Source organism: Plantactinospora sp. WMMC1484, assembly GCF_049315195.1.
GTDB lineage: Bacteria > Actinomycetota > Actinomycetes > Mycobacteriales > Micromonosporaceae > Plantactinospora.
In genome coordinates this window covers 7,122,465-7,141,996 of the sequence record NZ_CP186055.1, presented here as the reverse complement: position 1 = coordinate 7,141,996, position 19,532 = coordinate 7,122,465, and the positions used below count along the sequence as shown (strand labels likewise).

General features: G+C 71.8%; 12 protein-coding genes. 5 read left to right on the top strand and 7 right to left on the bottom strand.

Annotated features, from left to right (window positions below; translation table 11 throughout):
• The first annotated feature begins 26 nt into the window (after positions 1–26).
• On the top strand, positions 27–1,523 hold the full coding sequence (gatB, locus tag ACN28C_RS30710) for an Asp-tRNA(Asn)/Glu-tRNA(Gln) amidotransferase subunit GatB (protein ID WP_422770974.1): 1,497 nt from the start codon (positions 27–29) through the stop codon (positions 1,521–1,523).
• A gap of 55 nt (positions 1,524–1,578) precedes the next feature.
• Here the strand turns inward: gatB and ACN28C_RS30705 are convergent, their stop codons facing one another.
• Both ACN28C_RS30705 and ACN28C_RS30700 read right to left on the bottom strand, forming a co-directional pair.
• Positions 1,579–3,267, bottom strand: a complete 1,689-nt coding sequence (locus tag ACN28C_RS30705; protein ID WP_422770973.1) for a metallophosphoesterase family protein — start codon at positions 3,265–3,267, stop codon at positions 1,579–1,581.
• A gap of 208 nt (positions 3,268–3,475) precedes the next feature.
• Positions 3,476–4,657 (bottom strand): PQQ-dependent sugar dehydrogenase, encoded by a 1,182-nt coding sequence (locus tag ACN28C_RS30700; protein WP_422770972.1) that lies wholly within the window; start codon positions 4,655–4,657, stop codon positions 3,476–3,478.
• 125 nt (positions 4,658–4,782) lie between these two features.
• Here ACN28C_RS30700 and ACN28C_RS30695 point away from each other — a divergent pair, with 125 nt between their 5' ends.
• Positions 4,783–5,709 (top strand): 2-hydroxyacid dehydrogenase, encoded by a 927-nt coding sequence (locus tag ACN28C_RS30695; RefSeq protein WP_422770971.1) that lies wholly within the window; start codon positions 4,783–4,785, stop codon positions 5,707–5,709.
• Here ACN28C_RS30695 and ACN28C_RS30690 read toward each other — a convergent pair.
• Positions 5,703–6,110, bottom strand: coding sequence for a PH domain-containing protein (locus tag ACN28C_RS30690; RefSeq protein ID WP_422770970.1), 408 nt, complete (start codon positions 6,108–6,110; stop codon positions 5,703–5,705). The two genes, ACN28C_RS30695 and ACN28C_RS30690, sit on opposite strands and share 7 nt — an antisense overlap.
• Before the next feature lie 349 nt (positions 6,111–6,459).
• On the opposite strand from ACN28C_RS30690, the gene ACN28C_RS30685 reads away from it, so the two are divergent.
• Entirely contained in the window at positions 6,460–9,108 is a 2,649-nt protein-coding gene (locus ACN28C_RS30685; RefSeq protein ID WP_422770969.1) for a putative bifunctional diguanylate cyclase/phosphodiesterase, read from the top strand.
• A gap of 76 nt (positions 9,109–9,184) precedes the next feature.
• Here ACN28C_RS30685 and ACN28C_RS30680 read toward each other — a convergent pair whose 3' ends face one another.
• The 3 genes from ACN28C_RS30680 to ACN28C_RS30670 form a co-directional block, all read right to left on the bottom strand.
• Entirely contained in the window at positions 9,185–9,538 is a 354-nt protein-coding gene (locus ACN28C_RS30680) for a hypothetical protein (RefSeq protein ID WP_422770968.1), read from the bottom strand.
• 220 nt (positions 9,539–9,758) lie between these two features.
• Positions 9,759–11,027, bottom strand: a complete 1,269-nt coding sequence (glyA, locus tag ACN28C_RS30675; protein WP_422770967.1) for a serine hydroxymethyltransferase — start codon at positions 11,025–11,027, stop codon at positions 9,759–9,761.
• Between the two features lie 196 nt (positions 11,028–11,223).
• Positions 11,224–12,243, bottom strand: coding sequence for a LacI family DNA-binding transcriptional regulator (locus tag ACN28C_RS30670; RefSeq protein ID WP_422770966.1), 1,020 nt, complete (start codon positions 12,241–12,243; stop codon positions 11,224–11,226).
• A 487-nt stretch (positions 12,244–12,730) separates the two neighbouring features.
• Between ACN28C_RS30670 and ACN28C_RS30665 the strand changes: the two genes are divergently transcribed.
• Positions 12,731–15,190, top strand: a complete 2,460-nt coding sequence (locus tag ACN28C_RS30665) for a glycoside hydrolase family 2 protein (protein WP_422774874.1) — start codon at positions 12,731–12,733, stop codon at positions 15,188–15,190.
• Positions 15,191–15,265: 75 nt separating this feature from the next.
• Here the strand turns inward: ACN28C_RS30665 and ACN28C_RS30660 are convergent, their stop codons facing one another.
• Positions 15,266–18,565, bottom strand: a complete 3,300-nt coding sequence (locus ACN28C_RS30660; protein ID WP_422770965.1) for an endo-1,4-beta-xylanase — start codon at positions 18,563–18,565, stop codon at positions 15,266–15,268.
• 475 nt (positions 18,566–19,040) lie between these two features.
• On the opposite strand from ACN28C_RS30660, the gene ACN28C_RS30655 reads away from it, so the two are divergent.
• Positions 19,041–19,511 (top strand): hemerythrin domain-containing protein, encoded by a 471-nt coding sequence (locus tag ACN28C_RS30655; protein ID WP_422770964.1) that lies wholly within the window; start codon positions 19,041–19,043, stop codon positions 19,509–19,511.
• The last annotated feature ends 21 nt before the right edge of the window (positions 19,512–19,532 follow it).

Sequence of the window (19,532 nt, the reverse complement as noted above, 5' to 3'; positions counted from 1 at the left end):
GCGCCGCCCCGAGAGCTGGAGTCTTGATGAGCACGACCGTCCTGCCCTCGTACGACGACGTCGTCGAGCGCTACGCCCCGGTGATCGGCCTGGAGACCCACGTCGAGCTGGGCACGAAGACCAAGATGTTCTGCGGGTGCCCGACCGACTTCGGCGGCGAGCCGAACACCCGGGTCTGCCCGGTCTGCCTCGGGTTGCCCGGCTCCCTGCCGGTGGCCAACAGGGCGGCGATCGAGGCCACCATCCGGATCGGCCTCGCGCTGAACTGCTCGATCGCGTCCTGGAGCCGGTTCGCCCGGAAGAACTACTTCTATCCGGACATGCCGAAGAACTTCCAGATCAGCCAGTACGACGAACCGCTCTGCGTGGACGGCTGGCTCGACGTCGAGGTGGAGGGCGAGCTGGTCCGGATCGGCGTCGAACGGGTGCACCTGGAGGAGGACACCGGCAAGACCCTGCACGTCGGCGGCGCCACCGGACGGATCCACGGCGCGACCGAGTCGCTTGTCGACTACAACCGGGCCGGCATCCCGCTGGTCGAGATCGTCACCAAGCCGATCCCCGGCACCGGCGCGCTGGCCCCGATCGTGGCCCGGGCGTACGTCACCGAGCTGCGCGACGTGATCCGCTCGCTCGGCGTCTCCGACGTCCGCATGGAGGAGGGCTCGCTGCGCTGCGACGTGAACACCTCGCTCTCTCCGGCCGGCTCGACCGCGTGGGGCACCCGTACCGAGACCAAGAACGTCAACTCGCTGCGTTCGGTGGAGCGGGCGGTCCGCTCGGAGATGCTGCGCCAGGCCGCCGTGCTGGACGGCGGCGGCCGGATCGTCCAGGAGACCCGGCACTTCCACGAGGACACCGGCGACACCACCCCGGGGCGCTCCAAGGAGACCGCCACCGACTACCGCTACTTCCCCGAGCCGGACCTCGTGCCGCTGGCCCCGGATCCGGCCTGGGTGGCCGAGCTGAAGGCCGCGCTGCCGGAGCTGCCCCGGGTGCACCGGCGGCGGTTGCAGCAGGAGTGGGGCCTGAACGACCACGACATGCAGTCCGTGATCAACGCGGGTGCGGTCGAGCTGATCGAGGAGACCGTCGCCGCCGGCACCACCCCGGCCGGTGCCCGGAAGTGGTGGTTGGGTGAGCTGTCCCGGCGGGCCAACGAGGCCGGCGTCGACCTGTCCGCCGTCGGCGCCACCCCGGCCCAGGTGGCGGAGCTGCAACGGCTGGTCGACGCGGGCAAGCTCAACGACAAGCTGGCCCGTACCGTGCTGGAGGGCGTGGTGGCCGGCGAGGGCTCGCCGACCGAGATCATGACCGCCCGTGGTCTGGAGGTCGTCTCCGACACCGGCGCGCTGACCGCCGCCGTCGACGAGGCGATCGCCGCCAACCCGGAGATCGCGGCCAAGGTCCGGGACGGCAAGGTGGCCGCGGCCGGCGCCCTGGTCGGTGCGGTCATGAAGAGCACCCGCGGCGCGGACGCCAAGACCGTACGGTCGCTCATCCTCACCCGCCTCGGCGTGTAAGGAAGGGCCCCCGCTTATCGCATTTTGTTGTAGCGGGGGCCCTTCCTAACACCTGTCAGCCGGTGGGTTGTGGGGCGCCCGCCGGTGCGCCGGGGCTGGGCGGGGGCGCGGAGCCACCGGGCGGTGCTGGAGTCACGCTTCCGCTCGGAGTCACGCTTCCGCTCGGAGTCGCACTTCCGGTCGGAGTCGCGGTCGGGGTCGGCGGTTCGGGTTCGTCGACCACGTGCCGCACCAGGTTGACCTGTGCCTCGCCGGTGCCGCCGAGCGTGATGTCGTCGTACGCCTGTAGGGCCCGCTGCTGGTCGAAGTAGAGCACAGACATCGCCAGCGGGGTCGGCTTGTCGCCCTCCAGCCCGCGCAGCCCGGCCCCGCCGGTGGAGCCCTGCACCATGAGCTGGGTCGGCATCGCGTCCGGCACCTGGGGCAGCTCGCGTACCTCGCGGTTGTGGGTGTGCCCGGCCAGCACCAGCGGTACGACGCCGGAGAGCGGCTCGGCCGAGGCCGGGTCGTGCACCAGGGCGATGTCGACCGGCCTGTTGTAGGCCCGGATCGTCGCGGCAAGCTGCTTGCCGGCCCCGGTCACCTGGTTGACGGTCTCGGGCAGGCCGCCGGACCCGGCCGGCGAGGTCTCCTTGTCGGGCGTGAACCGGGGGTCGGCGATGCCGGCGATGGTCAGCCCGGCGACGGTGACGATCTGGCTGTCCAGCACGATGGCGTTCGACTGCCGGGCGACCGCTTCGGCGGTGGCCGCCGAGTCGTGGTTGCCGCGGATGAAGACGTAGGGCACCTGTAGCAGGCCGATGGAGCCGACGAAGGACGCCTCCGGCTCGCTGCCCCAGTCGGTGATGTCCCCGGTGTCGATCACTACGTCGATCTTGAACTGCTCGACCGCTGTCCGGATCACCGGCCAGGCGGCGGGGTTGAGGTGCAGGTCGGAGACGTGCAGCACCCGTACGGTGCCCTGCTCCTGCTCGAAGATCGGCAGGGTGGAGACGGTGGTGTAGAGCTGGCTGACGTTGCCGATCATCCGCTGGAGCTGCTCGGCGTACCGGCCGTAGTCGTTGGCGATCCGTCGGGCGTCGCCGACGACCGCCGGGGCGTTGACCAGCAGCCCCTCGTATCTGGGCTCCTCGATCGAGTCCGGCCGGAAGGAGAGCGCGGCGATCCCGAGGCTGCCGCCGGTGATCACCAACGCGAGCGCGCCGGACCAGGCGACCCGCCGGGTACGCCGGAAGACCAGCGCGGCCAGGATCATGCTGGCCAGTACGGAGACCGCTACCGTGCGGACGCCGACGCGGATCACCCCGCTGGTCACGTCGGAGACGGCGGACTGGCTGGCCCGGCTGATGCTCGCCGGGTCGCCGATCAGCGCCTCGGTGCGGCGCTGGTCGAGCGCACCGAGACGGACCGAGAGATGCGCCGGGCCGGCGTGACTGCTGAGCTGGAGCGCGCCGAGCGGCGGGATGGTGACGGTGGTGCCGCCGTCGAGCGACGGGGTGATCGCCATCTCGGCCCGGAACGGCCCGATGTCGGTCTGCATCCGGCCGCCGAGCAGGGAACCGATGACGATTCCAGCCATCGTGACGACGATGACCGACAGCGCAGCCCCGATCCGACGGCTCGGCCCGGCGGTCAGCGCGCCGCGGGTGCCCCGTGCGGCAGCACGCGACCAGCGCAGCGCACGCCGGACTGCCGGGGGCAGCGTGCCCCCGGCAGTCCGGGTGTCATTCCTCCGCCTGTCCATGCTCAATCATCACCTGCCCAAACCGACATATCCCAAAACCCATCGCAGGTCGCACGCTATTTCCACCGGGCGTATGAGGTTGCTCTCGGCCCCGGCCCCGGCCCCGGCCCCGGCCCCCGGCCCCGGCCCCGGCCCCGGCCCCGGGCCCCGGCCCCGGCTCCGGCTCCGGCTCCGGCCTCGGCTCGGGGCCTGTCGTGAACTGTGGACGTCAGCTCTTTCCGGCCGTGCCGCCGGAGAAGACGAGCCGGAAGATCCGGTCGTCCTCCGGGGCCGGGTCGCGCTTGCCGTCGTGGTTGGAGGTGGAGAACCAGAGGGAGCCGTCGGGCGCGGCCACCACGGCGCGGAGCCGGCCGTACTCGCCGACCAGCAGGGGGCGCGGCTGACCGAGTACGGTGCCGGCCGCGGTGAGTTCCACCAGCCAGAGGCGCTCGCCCCGTAGGCACGCCGCCACCAGCACTCGTTCGATCATGGCCGCGCCGGAGCAGGACGCCTCGGCGGTGGTCCAGGTGACGAGGGGCTCGGCGTACTCTTCGGCGTCCGCGCCACCCCCGCTGGTGCCCTCGACCTCGGGCCAGCCGTAGTTCCTGCCGGGCTCGATCCGATTGATCTCGTCCCACCGGTTCTGCCCGAACTCGGTGGCGTAGAGCCGCTTGCTGTCGTCCCAGGCGATGCCCTGCACGTTCCGGTGACCGTACGACCAGATCAGAGAGTTCGGGAACGGGTTGCCGGGTGCGGGCTTGCCGTCGGGCGTCATCCGGAGGATCTTGCCGCCGAGGCTCTTGAGATCCTGTGCCAGCCCTCGTTCCGAGGCGTCCCCGGTGGTGGCGTAGAGGTGGCCGTCCGGGCCGAAGGCGAGCCGTCCACCGTTGTGGATGCCGGAGAGCGGGATGCCGGTGACGATCGGCGCCGGCTCGGCACCCAGGGTCAGCTTGGCGATCCGGTTGTCCTCGGTCGTCGAATAGTAGACAAAGACCGTTTTGTCCTGCTGGTAGGCCGGCGACACGGTGATGCCGAGCAGGCCGCCCTCGCCGTCCGCGTCGACCTCGTCAAGGGTCTGCACCGTGGTGATCTTGAGCCCGTTCGTGTCGGACTCAGGACCGACCTTGAGGATCTTGGCAGTGTCCCGCTCGGTCACGAGCGCGCCGCCGTCCGGCAGGAACGCGATCCCCCACGGGATTCGCAGCCCGCTGGCGAGCACGGTGGCGGCGACCTGCTGGCCGCTGCCACCCTGGGTCGGCGTGACGGACGGGGTGGGAAAGCTCGGGGGTTCTCCGGCCGGGTCCGGCTCCGGCTCGCCGAAGGAACAGCCACTGGTCACGAATGCGGCCGCCGCAGCGAGCGCGACCGCCGCGCGCCGACGGCGAAGTCTGGGGTACGGGCGAGCGCTCACCCGGCCCAGCGTAGCCGGATCCGCCGCCCGGCAGTCGAGCCGCTCGGCCATTGCGTCGACCGCCTGCCTTCCGTCGCCGAGGGCGACCGCCTGCCTTCCGTCGCCGACGGCTATCGTCGGCCCCCGTGAAGGTCTGGATCCCCCATCCCGAGGGCCGGGAACTGCTCGGCGAGATTCCCGACGGTGTCACCGTGGAGATCGCGCCCGCACCGGACCGGCTGCCGTCGGACCCGGCCGGAGTCCGGTTCTGGGTGCCGCCGTTCCTCGCCCAGGCGGCCGCGGTGCCGCTCGCGGCCGACCTGCCCGACCTGCGCGTCGTGCAACTGCTCTCCGCCGGAGCGGAAGTCTGGGCCGGCCGGCTGTCCGCGCAGGTCGCTCTCTGCGACGCGCGCGGCGTGCACGACTCGTCCACCTCGGAGTGGGTGGTGACCGCGATCCTGTCCCACTTCCGGCGGTTCCCGGTGTTCGCTCGGGCCCAGGCCCGCCATGAGTGGTCCTACGACCGGGTCAACCCGACCGACGAACTGGCCGGCAAACGGGTGCTCGTCGTCGGCGCGGGTTCGATCGGAGCGGCCACCCGGGCGCGGCTGGCGCCGTTCGAGGTCGGCCTGACCATGGTCGCCCGGACGGCCCGCTCCGCCGAGGGGGTGTACGGAGTCGACGACCTACCGGCGCTGCTGCCCGAGGCGGACGTCGTGGTGCTGCTGGTGCCGCTCACCGACGCGACCCGGGGCCTGGTCGGTGCCGCGTTCCTCGCCGCCATGCCGGACGGTGCCCTGCTGGTCAACGCCGCCCGTGGGCCGGTGGTCGACACCGACGCCCTGCTCGCGGAGGTGAGCACCGGCCGGATTGCGGCGGCACTGGACGTCACCGAACCCGAGCCGCTGCCGGCCGGGCACCCGCTCTGGGACCTGCCCAACGTGCTGCTCACCCCGCACGTCGCCGGTTCGGTACGCGGTCTGATGCCGCGCGCCTACCGGCTGGCCGGCGAGCAGTTGCGCCGCTTCGTCGCCGGCACGCCGTTGATCAACGAGGTGATCGACGGCTACTGACCGGCCGGGTCGGGGCGCTCCCGGGTCTCGCCGGCACCGGCGAGCGGCTGGCCACTAGCGGCGACCAGGTCGGGCAGGTCCGTGGCCCGGACCGCCGGAAGCGCCGTCGTCCGCCCGTCCCGGAGCCGGACCACCGCCTGGCCGCGCGGATCGGAGGCCAGCTCCACGATCTCCGACCAGGCGATCCTGCGCTGGCCGAGCAGGGCCCTGATACGCACTCCGGCAGGGTCGGCGTCGGTGCCGGCCCGCCAGGCCCACACCCCGACCGCGACCGGCACGAGCAGCAGCGGCAGGAGGAACCATCGGGAGGTGGCCAGCGGGAGGGCAGCCAGGAACGCGAGAACGGCGGCCACCCAGATCGCCTGGTTGTGCCGGAAGCGGAGCGTGCCGGTGGTACCCACCCGGCGATTTTCGCACCCCGGTTGGCGAGCGTGCGGAACGGGCCTCCACCGGCCGGGCCGAGTGCAGTCGACCGGGCGGGCCGAGTGGGGTCGCCGGGTGGGCCGAGTGGAGTCGGCCGGGCGGGCCGAGTGGAGTCGGCCGGGCGGGCGGAACCGCTGGCCGGGCCGGGGTGGAGCGGACTTGCCCGGCTGGGGCAAGATGCTCCCGAGCAACCCGGAGTGGAAGATCCCTACCATTACGTAACCATGCCCCCGGCCGATCGTTGGGGGATTGACAGGAATGGTTCGCCGTCCCGGTCGGACCTGACCCCGCACCACGTCCGTGCCCCCTCTGCGAAGGCATCCCGCCATGTTCGTGGCGCACATCCCGGACGGACGAGCCCGCCGGCTCGTCGTCCGAGCCACCGAGACCGGCACCCCACTGCTTGCCGTGGGGGTACTGCTCGCCGGTCATTTCGGCGCAATCCCGCCGTACGCCGCCGTCGCGCTCGCCGTCGGCATGGCTGCCGCCCTGGCCGCCGCCCGGCTGATCCGGCTGGCCCTCCGGCTTCACGGCGGCAGCACCGGTTTCGGCCCGTGCCGGGGCGCCGGCTTCCTCGGCTTCGGCCTGGTCGCCAGCGCGCTCTCGTCGTTCGCGCTCTTCCTGGCCCCGGCGGAAAGCCGGTCGACGGTGGCGCTCGGTGGCCTGCTGCTGGCACTCGCCTGCTACCTGCTCGGCATGATGTTGCTGCCCGGCGCGGCCGGCACGGTGCCGGTCCGGCTGCGCCGCGCCTTCGACGGGTTGAGCCTCGGCATCAGCCTCGCCTTCTCGGCCTGGGTGATCCCACCGGACGGTGGGCTGCCACCGCTGGCCATGGGCGCCGCGTTCTCCGCCGTCGTCGGGTTGCCGATCATCATCATCACCACGCTGCGGGCGTACCAGCACCGTCGCTCGGCCGCGCTCTGCGGCACCGGGGCCGGGCTGGCCGTCTTCGGGCACTCGCTGATCGCGGTGCTGATCGACTACGGCGCGCCGGCGCTGGCGCTGCCGCTGGTCGCCGTCTCGCTGGTCGCCGGTCCGACGCTGATCGCCGCCGGTGCCCGACGGGCCGGGCCGGTGGCCGAACAGACCGCGGTTCCGACCGAGCCACAGACCAACCTCACCGCCTACCCGCTGCTGACCATCCCGGCGCTCCTGGCGACGCTCTCCGCGCTGTGGCACCTGATCGTCGTCGGCTCCTTCGACCACACGTCCATCCTGTTGGGACTGGCCGTCATCCCGACCCTGGTGGTCCGGGAGGTCCTGGTGATGCTCGACATCCGCCGGTACGCCAAGCGCCTGGCGGACCAGGAAGCGCACTTCCGCTCGCTGGTTTCCGGGGCGAACGACCTGACCATGATCGTCGGTGAGGACCTGATCATCCGTTGGCAGTCGCCGGCCGCGGCCCGGCTCTTCGGGCTTTCCGACGCCGATGTGCTGGGGCGGGCGTTTCCCAACCTGATGCACCCGGACGACGCCGCCGACGTCACCCGGGTGCTCACCGACATGCTCGCCGGGCGGGAGGTGCCGACCGGAAGCCCGCAGCTGGTCACCGCCCGGTTGCGGGACGGGTACGGCGCCTGGCGGGACACCGAGTCGACCGTCAGCGACCAGCGGGCGGTGCCGGAGGTGGCCGCGCTGGTGGTGCACGTCCGGGACGTCAGCGAGCGGCAGCGCCTGGAGCGCAGGCTGAACGAGCTGGCCTTCACCGACGAACTCACCGGGCTGGCCAACCGGCGGGAGCTGATGCGCACGATCGTCACCCAGCGCTCGGTCAAGGGGCACACCGGCGCACTGCTGGTGATCGACCTGCACGGCATGTCCGGGATCAACGACGTGCACGGGCGGCAGATGGGTGACGCCGTGCTCGCCGAGGCGGGTCGGCGGTTGAGGAGCGGGGCCGGCACCGACGACCTCGTGGCCCGGCTGGGCGGGGACGAGTTCGCGGTGGTGACGGTGGACCGGCCCGTGCTCGCGTACGCGATGGGGACGCGGCTGCTGACGGCGCTGGTCGAGCCGTACCAGATGCCCGGCGCGGTGCTGCACCTCGGCGCCAGCATCGGGCTCGCCGACCTCTGCGGGGAGGACGGCGTCGACGACGTACTCCGCCGGGCCGACCTGGCCCGGCTGCGTGCCCGGCAGCTCGGCCGCAACCGGGTCGAGTGGTACGACGACGAGATGGAGAAGCAGTTCACCCGGCGGCTCGACCTGGAGCGCGAGCTGCCCGGCGCGGTGCAGCGGGGTGAGTTGGACCTCGTCTACCAGCCGGTCCTCGACCTCGACGACGAACAGCCGGTGGGGACCGAGGCGCTGCTGCGCTGGCGTAATCCGGCGCTCGGCACCGTGCTCCCGGCCGAACTCCTGCCGGTGGCCGAGGACTTGATGCTGGTGGAGGAGTTGGGCCGTTGGGTGCTGGAGACGGCCTGCCGGCAGATGGCGACCTGGTCGCACCGGCCGCGACGGCTCTGGATGTCGGTCAACATATCCGCGCGGGAGCTGGCCTCGCCCGACTTCATCCGGCGGGTGAGTACCGCCCTGGCGGAGCACCGGGTCGAGCCGGACCGACTGGTGCTGGAGATCTCCGAACCCCGGGGCGGCGCCGACGTGCCGGCGGTGGTGACCCAGCTCGCCGGGTTGCGGGCGCTGGGCGTCCGGACCGCGCTTGACGACTTCGGCAGCGGGCAGGCGTCGCTGGCTCAGCTCCGCCGGCTGCCGGTGGACTTCCTCAAGGTCGACCGGACCCTGGTGACCGAGGGCGGCACCCGGGGCGGTGAGGCCCGCCCCTTCATCGACGTGCTGGTCAACCTCGGCAGGCGGTTCGGGCTGGAGATCATCGCCGAGGGCCTGGAGTCGCCGGGGCAGGTGGACCAGGCCCGCAGGGCGGGCTGCAAGCTCGGCCAGGGGTACGCGTTGTCCCGACCCGCTCCCGCGGAGCGGGTCGAGGCGTACCTGGAGGAGTTTCCCAGCCCGTCCCGCTGACCAGGTCGACGTCAGCGTCTCGCTGACCTGGTCCGCCGGGAGCGGTGACCGATCGTCGGCCGGGACCGGTGACCAGTCACGTCGAGCTGTCGAGACCGGTGGCACCCGGGACGAAGGTGACCGCGACCCGGAGGCGTAGCTGGGCTGACTGCGTCCTGATCCGGTCGAAGGTTCCCTTGAAGGACGGGCCGAGACTGCGCAACACCGACTCGATCTCCAGTACGCCCCGGACCTCGCGCTGTGCCTCCGAGCTGACGTCGAGTTCGAGTACGTGTTCGGCGAGCGCGTTGCCGGTCTGCGTACGCTGCCGGAGCAGGCCTCCCGAGTGGAATGTGACCGACGCGGTCACCTTGCCGGTGTCGGTCAGCTCCCGGACCTCCTTCACCTCCAGGCGCCGGGCACCGAGCAACTGACAGACTTCGGCGATCACGTTGAACTTCGCGGCGGAGAGCCGCTCGTAGGCAACCGCCGAGTCGACGTATCCGCCGTCGACCCACCGGTTCCGGACCAGTACGACTCCGGGACGGAGTTGGTCTCCGAGAGCCTGGATCCGGACGTCTCCTGGTGGGCGCCCCGGCCCTGGCCTTGGCCCGCAACCCGCTCCGGCGGCGCCGCCTGACCGCCGGCCCTGGCCGGTTGCGGCGTCGCGGTCAGCCAGCCGCGTAGCCCGGCATCGGGTACGCGGCAAGCAGGTCGCGGACCTCCCCGGCGATCCGGTCGAGGGCCGCCTCGTCGTCCTTGACCGCGGCCGTGACCGCCTCGTCCATCCAGGCCGCCACCTGCGGCATCTGCTCCTCGGTCAGCCCCCGGGTGGTCAGTGCCGGTGTGCCGAGCCGGATGCCGGAGGGGTCGAAGGGCTTGCGCGGGTCGTACGGGACGGTGTTGTAGTTGAGTTCGATGCCGGCCCGGTCCAGCGCCTGCGCCGCCGGCTTGCCGGCGATTCCCTTGCTGGTCAGGTCGGCGAGGATCAGATGGTTGTCGGTGCCGCCGGAGGAGAGGGTGAAGCCGCGCTCGACAAGCGCCGCCGCCAGCGCTCTGGCGTTGGTGACCACCTGGGCGGCGTACCGGCGGAACTCCTCGGTGCCGGCCTCCCGCAGCGCGACCGCGATGCCGGCGGTGGTGTGGTTGTGCGGGCCGCCCTGCAGGCCGGGGAAGACGGCCTTGTCGACGGCGGCGGCGTGCTCGGCGGTCGTCATGATCATGGCGCCGCGCGGGCCCCGGAGGGTCTTGTGCGTGGTCGTGGTGATCACGTCGGCGTGCCCGACCGGCGACGGGTGGGCGCCACCGGCAACCAGGCCGGCGATGTGCGCGATGTCGGCGACCAGCACCGCGTCGACCTCGCGGGCGATCTCCGCGAAGCCGGCGAAGTCGATGATGCGCGGCACCGCCGTACCGCCGCAGAAGATCAGCTTGGGTCGCTCCCGCCGGGCCAGGTCGCGCACCTCGTCCAGGTCGATCCGGCCGGTCTCCGCCGAGACGCCGTAACGGACCGGGTGGAACCACTTTCCGGTGGCCGAGACCGACCAGCCGTGCGTGAGGTGCCCGCCCATCGGCAGCGCCATGCCCAGCACCGTGTCACCGGGGGAGAGGAACGCCAGGTAGACCGCAAGGTTGGCCGGCGAGCCCGAGTATGGCTGCACGTTGGCGTGCGCCACCCCGAAGAGTTCCCGGGCACGGCTCACCGCGAGCGTCTCGATCGGGTCGATGTACTGCTGACCCTCGTAGTAGCGGCGGCCGGGGTAGCCCTCGGAGTATTTGTTCGTCAGCACCGTGCCGCTGGCCTCGAGGACGGCGGTCGAGACGTAGTTCTCCGAGGCGATCATCCGCAGCTTGTCGTGCTGCCGGGTCGACTCGGCCTCGATCAGCTTCGCCAGCTCCGGATCGGCGGCGGTCAGGCTTGGGATCGCTGGTACGTGCACGGTCGTCGTCCTCCTGGCTGGGGCTCCCCGGCTGGGTCTCCGCCTGCGGCCGATGCTATCGGTAGCCGGACCGGGAGCTGTCCCCGGTCGCCGGACCGGCGGTCGTCCCCGGTCGCCGGACCGGCGGTTGTCCCCGGTCGCCGGACCGGCGGCTGCGGTCGGCGTTCACACTCGGGTCACCCCGGTGCGGGCCCGCTCAGGCCTGGCGGGGCGGTGCGGTGCTGCCGCGCGGGATGAGATGCGCGGTCTCATCCTGGAAGTCGCCGAGCGGCTTGCCGGCGATGGCGGCGAGGAGCCGATTCGCCGCATGCGCCCCGTACGCCGGGATGTCCCGGCTGAGCGCGGTCAGCGCCGGATGGACGAGTTGGCAGAGCGGCGAGTCGTCCCAGGCGACGACGGAGACGTCGGCCGGGACGGCCAACCCCATCTCCTGGGCGACCGAGAGCCCGGCGATCGCCATCACGTCGTTGTCGTAGACGATCGCGGTCGGCCGGTCGGCGGAGCTGAGCAGCCGCCGGGTCGCCCGGGCACCCTCTTCCCCGCTGTAGTCGGCGGAGACCGTGACCGTACGGGAGAGACCGAGGCGGCGGCAGACGGTGCCGAACGCCTCGGTGCGGATCTCGGTGTGCAGCAGGCCGGGCAGGCCACCGACCCGGGCGATCCGGCGGTGGCCGAGCGCGACGAGATATTCGAGCACCTCGCTCAGGGCGGCGGCGTCGTCGGACCAGACGTGGTCCAGCGCGCCGCTGTGCCCGGGACCGCCGATCACCACCGCCGGCAGGTGCAACTCCTCCAGCACCGGCACCCGCCGGTCGTCGAGACGCAGGTCGCAGACGAAGACGCCGTCCACTCGCCGCTCGCCCCACCAGCGCCGGTAGACCGCGATCTCGGTCTCCGGGCTGTCGACCACCTGGAGGGTCAGCGCGTACGACCGGGCGGATAGTTCGGCCTCTACGCCACTGATCAGCTCCATGTAGAACGGCTCGATGCCGAGGATGCGGGCGGGGCGGCAGAGCGCCAGTCCGACCGCGTTGGCGCTGGCGCCGGAGAGCGCCCGCGCGGCGCTGTTGGGGTTGAAGCCGATCTCCCGGGCGATGGCGAGAATGCGTTGCCGGGTGGCGTCGGAGACGCCGGGCTGCCCGTTCAGGGCGTAGGAGACCGCGCCCTTGGAGACCCCGGCCCGCCGGGCCACATCCGCGATTGTCGGCCGCTTCACCCGGCGCTCCTTCGTCTGCGGGTACGCCGGGCGCGGGTGGGCCGGCCGGGTCGTCCGCACGCTGCGTGTGTTGCCACTGCATGCTGCGTGTGCTGCCGCACGGGCCGGGGAAGCCCGGGCAGGCCAGGGGAGTGGACTTTTCCGGTTAAGCATAGCGATGCGGCAATCTTGCCGACAGTGCCGCCGCGCCGGTCCGGTCGCCGGACGGGCCCGGGATATGTCGAGGTCGGAAACGGCGGGGAACGGCGGGCCGCGACTACTCGGCCAACCATTGCCGACCATTCGTGGCCGATTTGGCGACCGTTGACAGCGTGCGGGGTCGCCCGTACGGTGACTTTACTTATCCGGTTCAGTCGACATCTTTCGATGTCTGGGGGCGTGCTTTCCGGCCCGGCGACAGTGCCCGCCACCAGGGAAACGGCCCACCACCAGGAAACGTACGCCACGGTCGTGATCGGTCGCGCGACCCGAGAGAGTTGAGGTGCCCGTGACGTCCTGGCAGAGCCTGCACGACGGTTGGACGCTGACCGCGATCGGCGACCGGGAGATCCCGGCGGAGGTCGGGTCCGCCCCGATCCCGGCCACCGTGCCCGGCTGCGTGCACACCGACCTGCTCGCCGCCGGACTGATCCCGGATCCCTATCTCGACGAGCACGAGGACGCGCTGAGCTGGATCGGCCACACCGACTGGTGCTACCAGACCACCTTCCGGTGGAACGGCGGCGCGGACGGCGACCGGGTGGAGCTGGTCTGCGCCGGGCTCGACACGGTGGCCACGGTCACCCTCAACGACGTCGAGCTGGGCCGCACCGCCAACATGCACCGCAGCTACTCCTTCGACGTCCGGTCGGCCCTGCGGGTCGGCGACAACGTGCTGCGGGTGCGGTTCGACTCGGCATACCGGTACGCCGAGCGGCAGCAGCGGCGTTTGGGGTCCCGGCCGAACGCGTACCCGACGCCGTTCAACTTCATCCGCAAGATGGCCTGCAACTTCGGCTGGGACTGGGGGCCGGAGCTGGTCACCGCCGGGATCTGGCAGGAGATCGGGTTGCGCACCTGGCGGACCGCGCGGCTGGCCGAGGTCCGCCCGCAGGTCACCGTCGCGGGTGCCGAGGGCCGGGTGACCGTACGCGTCGAGGTCGACCGCGCCGGCGACCGCGATCCCGGCGCACCGCTCACCGTCCGGGCCGCCGTCGCCGGTGAGGTCGCCGAGGCGGTGCTCGCACCCGGGCAGCGCGGCGCGGACCTGACCGTCACCGTCGCCGACCCCGAGCTGTGGTGGCCCCGGGGGTACGGCGGACAGCCGCGCTACCCGCTGACCGTCACCCTGCACGCCGGAGAGCACGAGCTGGACGGTTGGCAGCGGCAGATCGGCTTCCGCTCGGTACGCCTGCACACCGCCGCCGACGAGCACGGCTCGGCGTTCACCGTCGTCGTCAACGACCTGCCGATCTTCGCCCGCGGCGTGAACTGGATCCCGGACGACTGCTTCCCGCACCGGGTGACCCGGCGACGCTACGCCGAACGCCTCCGCCAGGCATGCGACGCAGGCGTCAACTTCCTGCGGATCTGGGGCGGCGGGCGCTACGAGTCAGAGGACTTCTACGACCTCGCCGACGAACTCGGGCTGCTGGTCGGCCAGGACTTCCTCTTCGCCTGCGCCGCGTACCCGGAGGAGGAGCCGTTCCGCACCGAGGTACGCGCCGAGGCGGCCGAGCAGGTCGTCCGGCTGGCCAGCCATCCGAGCCTGGTGCTCTGGTTCGGCAACAACGAGAACATCTGGGGCTGGCACGACTGGGGCTGGCAGGCGGAGCTGGCCGACCGGAGCTGGGGCGCCGGCTACTACTTCGAGCTGCTGCCCGGGATCGTGGCCGATCTCGACCCGACCCGCCCGTACTGGCCGGGCAGCCCCTGGTCCGGGCGGCCGGAGATCCACCCGAACGACCCGGCACACGGCAGCACGCACATCTGGACGGTCTGGAACCAGCTCGACTACACCCACTACCGGGACTACCTGCCCCGGTTCGTCGCCGAGTTCGGCTGGCAGGGCCCGGCCAGCTACGCCACGCTGCGCCGGGCGATCTCCGACCCACGCGGACTCGCCGAGGACTCACCCGCGATGGCGCACCGGCAGAAGGCCGGAGACGGCCGGCTCAAGCTGGCCCGAGGGCTGGACGCACACCTGCCGGCACCGCGCGACTTCGACGACTGGCACTACCTGACCCAGCTCAACCAGGCGCGGGCGATAAGCGTCGGGGTGGAGCACCTGCGGTCGTACCGCCCGATCTGCATGGGCAGCGTCGTCTGGCAGCTCAACGACTGCTGGCCGGTCACCTCCTGGTCCGCCGTCGACGGTGACGGCCGCCGCAAGCCCCTCTGGTACGCGCTGCGCCGCGCCTATGCCGACCGGCTGCTGACCGTGCAGCCGAGACAGGGCGGGCTGGCCCTGGTCGCGGTCAACGACGGCGGTGCGCCCTGGACCGGCCGGGTGGACGTACGCCGGCTGACCCTGGCCGGGGAGCCGAGGGGCAAGGCGTCGGTCGAGCTGTCCGTGCCGCCGTACTCGGAATTCACCTGGCCGCTCCCGGCGGAGGTCGCCGCTCCCGACGACCCGCGCGCCGAACTGCTGGTCGCCGACCCCGGCGGTGACGGCGAACGGGCATTCTGGTTCTTCGCCCCCGACCGCGACCTCGCCTATCCGCCGGCCGAGTACGACGCCACTGTCGAGCCGACCCCCGACGGCGTGCTACGGGTCCGGGTCACCGCCCGGACGATCCTGCGCGACCTGCTGCTCGCCCCGGACCGCCTCGACCCGGCGGCCGAGGTCGACGAGGCGCTGATCACGCTCCTGCCGGGAGAGTCGGCGACCTTCACCGTCCGCTCGGCAGCCGCGCTGGACCCAGCAGCGCTCACCACCCGCCCGGTGCTGCGCTGCGTCAACGACTGAAAGGCGGGGGCCCTTCTTATCGCATTCTGTATAGGAAGGGCCCCCGCCTAACCGCCTCGGCGGTTGTTGACCGGCTCAGCGGTTGGCGCAGTAGCCCACGCTGAAGGTGCTGGCGCCCGGCTTCAGGGTCCTGTTCCAGGCATCGCCGTGGATCCGGTAGCTGCCGTCGTCCTGGAGCTGCCGGGCGAAGTTCCAGGCCGTGTAGATCTGACCGGTGAGCGCGACGTAGCCGTACCAGTCGACGGGTTTGTCGGTGTTGTTGGTGGCGACGATCGTCGCGCAGTAGCCGCCGCCGCTGTCCGAGTTCCACTGGGTGAAGTTCTCGACCGTGATGTCGACGTTGCCGTCGGCCGGGCCGACCAACCGGCCCACCCCCCAGCGCGCGGTGGTCTGGTAGCCGGTGCCCAACTCGTCGGCCCAGTTCCGGATCGCGGTACGGGTGCCCCCGGTGGCGTCGTTGACCTGGAAGTCCAGGCCGTGGAAGGTGCCGAGGCCGCCGTACTCCAGCAGGCTGATCGCCGCCTCGACGGTGTACCCGGTCTCGGTGCGGACCGCCGCGCTGGTCAGCCGGCCCCGCTGGAACGCCTCGTCACCGGTGCCGAACGAGACGCCGTTCTCCGCGTTGATCCGGATCTGGGTGTCGTCGTAGCGGTAGGGGCCGTTCTTGGCATTGCCGCCGTCGACGTAGATCTCCACCGAGTCCCGGGTCCAGGGGTCGGAGCCGGAGACGTCCACGACCGGGTCGGCGACCTCGGCGAGCACGTAGAGCGTCTGGTCCCGCCACAGGGTACGGACCGTTGCGGTCGCGCCGTCCGCGCCGGAGACCGCCTTCGCGGTGGTGACCGCGCGGGCGTCCGCCCAGGCGGTGTCCACCGCGCCGTCGATCACCGGCGCCGTACGGGCCTGGGTGACCTCCAGATAGGACAGCTCCTCGACCAGGGCCAGGGTGCCCAGCGCGCCCGGTGCGTTCCAGGTGGCCGTCCGACCGTCGTCGCCGACCCGGACGTCCAGGGTGAGCGTGTCGCCCTCGGCCGCGTCGGTGAGCGGCAGGTGGGCGACGATGTCGTAGCCGCCGTCGCGCTCCTTCGCCACGGCGGGCACGTCCCCGCTGCCGTCCCGGGCCACCGTGTACGTCTGGTCACCCAGCACGAAGCTGACCTGGTCGCCGGCGGTGGCGTCGGCGTCGGCGTCGGAGACCGTGACGAAGGCGGTCAGATGGTCCGGAGCCCAGCGGAGCTGGAACCTCGCCAGGTCCTCCACCGGATGCAGCGGAAGCTTGCGCCAGGTCAGGTCGGCGGTGGCGGTGTCGGAGAGGGCCACGTCACCGGCGAAGACGTTCGCCGCACGCAGCCGGGCCGGAAGCTCACCGTCCACCGCGCCGTGGTACGCGGGCTTGGCCCGGAGGTTGTCGTCGAAGATCAGCGGGGCACCGTTGCCGACCCGCCAGGAGCGGCCGTCGGTGAGGCCCCACACGGTGACCGCGAACAGGTCGTCCGCGTGCGCCCGGAAGATCCGGAACGCGTCCCGGAAGTAGTAGCCCTGCTCGATCAGGTTTGCCTGGGTCACCGGGGTGCCCGTGGTGACGTCGAACTCGGTGACGGCCTGGATCACCGGCAGCTCCTCGAAGGCGGCCAGCGCGGCCCCGAGGTTGGCGGTCGGGGTGGCCAGCGACACGTGGAACTGGTGGCCCACGCCGTCGACCGGCACCCCACGCGCGAGCAGCCGCTGCACCAGTGCCTTGTACCGGCCCTGCTTGCCACTCTGCTCGGTGTTGTAGTCGTTGATGAACAGGGTGACCGGGTCGGCGCCGGCGACCGCGTGGACGTCGTTGAACGCCTCGTCCGCGTACTGGAACGCGAGGTCGATGTATTCCTCGCCGAGGATCCGGTACCACTCGCTGCGGCGCAGGCCGTCGCTGAACTCGCCGCTGTCGGCGACGACCTCGTTGACGACGTCGAAGGCCCGCATCGGGTTGGTGGCGGAGCCGAACGGACCGTACCGGTCACTCAGCGACTCGGCGACGGCGAAGACGTGCGTCCGCAGCCGGTCGCGGAGGAGCTGCCGATGCGCCGCCGACGTGCTGAGCGGGGCGCCGGCCTCGTCCTGGAAGAACCAGGCCGGGGTCTGGCTGTGCCAGACGAGTACGTGACCGTAGAGGCCCAGGTCGTTGTCCCGGGCGAAGTCCATCAGCGCGATCGCCTGGTCGTGCGGGCGGAAGGTGCGCTCCGCGTCGTACCACGCCTCCGGCTTCATGTGGTTCTCCGGCGTGATGTTGTCGAAGTGCCGGGTCAGCAGCTGGGCGGCGGCGCCCACCGTCTCGCGGCTGTCGATCGCGACGCCCATCGGGAAGTCGGTGGTCTCGTGCAGCGGCGGAAGGTCCTCGATGACCGGCGGCTCCGGCACCCGTACGACGATGTCGTCGACGAGGAAGTCGCTGGTGTTGCCGGTCTCGCCGTTGCGCCAGCGGGACTCGAAGTAGAGCAGTGCGCTGTCGGCCGCCGGCATCGTGAAGCTCGCGGTCACCTCGGTCCAGCCGGTGTTGGTGATCCCGTCGAACTGGGCCAGCGTGCTGAACGACTGGCTGCCGCCGCTCGTGCTGGCGAGGCTGAGCCAGATCTGGTCGGTCGGCTGTCCCTCGGCGAACCGCAGCCACGCGCTGAACTCGTAGGTCACGCCGGTCTCGAAGAGGGCGCCCACCTCGCGGCCGATGCCGGCGCCCTGGTTCACCCGGTCGCTGACCAGGGCCGCGGCCTCCCCGCCGTGCGCGACGTCGGTCAGCCCGACCGTCGGGGCGCCGGGGCCGCCGTCGCGTGGTCCCCACCCGTCGAGCCCGTCCTCGAAGTCGGTGTCGATCACGACCGTGCCGGGTGCCGGCCCGCCCTCCGGGGTGGTGATGCTGATGTCGTCCAGCAGGTACGGCGTGGTGCCCTCGGCCTCGACGTAGAGGGTGGCCGCGGCCAGGCCCGTAGGCATGGTGTAGCTGCCGCCGATCCGTACCCAGGTCTCCGCAGTGGTGGGGACGTTGTCGCCGATCCAGGTGTAGGTGTTGTCACCGCCGCCGGCCGGGGTGGCCTCCATGGTGAAGTGCACGCCCGCCGGCCCGGCGGTGCCGGCCGGAAGTTTCGCCCATGCGCTGATAACGTACGTCGCACCGGGCTCGAATCTCGCGGCGGCGTCGATCGCCGTGCCCTGCCAGTTCGCGGTACGGCCGGTGACCGAAAGGCTATTCGCGCTCTCGTGCCCCTCCGCCGTTATCCCGAGCGTGACGGCTCCACGCGGCCCCCACGGTGCGTAGGAACCCGATTCGAAATCGTTGGCCAGGACGACCCGGTCGGCGGCCTGGGCCGGGGCGGCGAGCGCGACCGACCCGACCATGGTGAGCAGTAAGGATGTGACAAAAGCGGTTATTCTTCGAGATGGTTCTGCCGGTCTACGTCCGATGTGCATCAGGGGCTCCTACCCGGGCGGGACGGCGTGGTGGCGGTGTCTCCGAATCGCTTTTCGCGGATCCAGTCGCGCGAATGTTAGCCGGGTGACGCGGGCTAGTCGAGATACCCTGTCCGACCGGGCGTCGTCGCTGCACCGGACGGCCGATGGACCGAAAGTTTCGGTGAGTCGGCTACCGACGTTTCGGTCCGGGCGACGATCGGTCCGGGCGACGACCGGTCCGGGTGAGATCGATCCGGGGGACGATCGGTCCGGGCCAAGATCGGTCCGGGCCAAGATTGGTCCGGGCGCGCCGTGGTAGCTTCGGCCCCAGCGTCGCGTGCCGGTGGCAGACCGTGTCAGGCATGGAGGCGCCGGACCGAAGGGATCACGACGATGCTTGTCGTCCCTTCGCCCTCCACCCGTGGGTGAGGGCGAGCAGACCAGGCTGGTGGCCTGGAGTCGAGAGTTGCGCCGCGTCCACGGACGGCTCCGCGAAGCACTGGCGGTGACCCGGCGGGCCGTGGCCGACGGCGAGCCGGCGGAGCCGGCGACCAGGGACCTGTTGCTCTTCTGTCACGGGTTCTGCACCGCGCTTACCGCGCATCACGAGGGTGAGGACCGCGACCTGTTCCCGGCGATCGCCGAGCTGCATCCCGAGCTGCGGGAGACGCTGCGCTATCTGCGGCAGGACCACTCGATGATCGGGTATCTGCTGACCGGGCTCCAGGCCGCTGTGGGTCGGAGTGCTTCGCCGGAGGAGCTGGACCGGCACCTGGAGGGCGTGGCGGCGATCATGGAGTCCCACTTCCGGTACGAGGAACGCCAGCTCCTGACGGTGCTGGAGACACTCGCCCTGGACGCGGACCCCGAGGCCGTGCTGGGACCGCTGTGACCACCGGGATGCGGCAGTGCC

Bases quoted from the DNA above. Each gene is read 5' to 3' on its own strand.
- gatB (WP_422770974.1), top strand. From the start codon at position 27: ATGAGCACGACCGTCCTGCCCTCGTACGACGACGTCGTCGAGCGCTAC.
- ACN28C_RS30705 (WP_422770973.1), bottom strand. From the start codon at position 3,267: ATGGACAGGCGGAGGAATGACACCCGGACTGCCGGGGGCACGCTGCCC.
- ACN28C_RS30685 (WP_422770969.1), top strand. From the start codon at position 6,460: ATGTTCGTGGCGCACATCCCGGACGGACGAGCCCGCCGGCTCGTCGTC.
- ACN28C_RS30660 (WP_422770965.1), bottom strand. From the start codon at position 18,565: ATGGTCGGGTCGGTCGCGCTCGCCGCCCCGGCCCAGGCCGCCGACCGG.